1 protein-coding gene is annotated in these 1,125 nt (G+C 74.8%); it reads left to right on the top strand.

Annotated elements, in window-relative coordinates; genetic code table 11:
* Nucleotides 1-44 precede the first annotated feature (44 nt).
* Nucleotides 45-1,125 (top strand): hypothetical protein (locus tag LCE31_RS39785; protein ID WP_225023177.1); only part of this gene is annotated, 1,081 nt, incomplete at its 3' end.

The raw sequence follows: 1,125 nt of genomic DNA, 5'->3' as shown, positions 1-1,125 counted from the left end.
CGCCCACCCCGCCCGGACGCGGGACCATCCGAGAGGAACGTGACGTGCGACAGCCCGACATCCGCCTGGCCCTGCGCGACTGGGACCATGTGACCCCCCTGCTCACCGGAGCCGTGCCGACGCCGGGCTGGAACCTCTCGCTGGAAGCGCGCGACGTGACACCCGACGTGCTCGCCGAGCCCGCGGTGGACGGCGGCGAGACCTCGTTCAGCCGGTATGCCCTGGCCCGGGCCGCGGGCGACGACCGGCTGGTCGGCCTGCCGGTGTTCGTGATGCGCGGCTTCCGGCACCGCTGCGTCCTCGTCCGTACGGACAGCCCGTACACCGCCCTCGAGGACCTCGACGGGGCCCGGGTCGGGCTCACCGGCTGGCCCGACTCGGGCAACACCTGGACCCGCGCCCTGCTGCGCGCGGCCCGCGTCGACCTGGCCGGCGTCGACTGGCGGGTGGGGCCGCTCGTCGCGGGTGAGCACGGCAAGGACCGGGTCGGCTCCCGGCCGCTGCCCGCCAACGTGTCCGTGCTCGCGGACGGCGAGAGCCTCCAGGAGGAACTGGCGGCGGGCCGGCTCGACGCGGTGTTCACCCCGTTCCTGCCCGACGAGATGTTCACCGCGCGCAGCCGCTTCCGGCAGTTGCTGCGCGACCACCGCGGCGCCGAGCAGGCGTACTTCGCCACCACCGGCTTCGTGCCCGGCATCCACCTCGTCACCCTCAAGCGGGAGACCGTACGGGCACATCCGTGGCTGCCGGGCGCCGTGCTCGACGCGCTGGAGGGCGCCAAGCGGCACTGGACCGCGCGGCGGCGGCTGCTGGCCGACACCACGCCCTGGCTGCTGGACGAACTCCTCGACGCCACAGCCCGGTTCGGAGCCGACTGGATGCCGTACGGTACCGCCGCCAACGCGCGGATGACCGAGGCGTTCTGTACGGAGCTGGTCGCCCAGGGCATCGCACCAGGACCGGTCGCCCCGGACACCGTCTTCCCCACCGCCCTGGAGCCCACGGCTCCGACGGGCCCCGCGCCCGACCGGGCCGCCACGGCCGCCGGTTGGGTGCCCAGTCGGGGGTGGCGGCGAACTGGCCGGTGGCGATGCGCATGGAAGACGCTCCGGGGATCGGGACGTG

Source organism: Streptomyces sp. 8L, from assembly GCF_020176795.1.
Classification (GTDB): domain Bacteria; phylum Actinomycetota; class Actinomycetes; order Streptomycetales; family Streptomycetaceae; genus Streptomyces.
The sequence above is the reverse complement of the archived record's forward strand: the minus strand, read 5'-3'. Positions and strand labels throughout refer to the sequence as shown.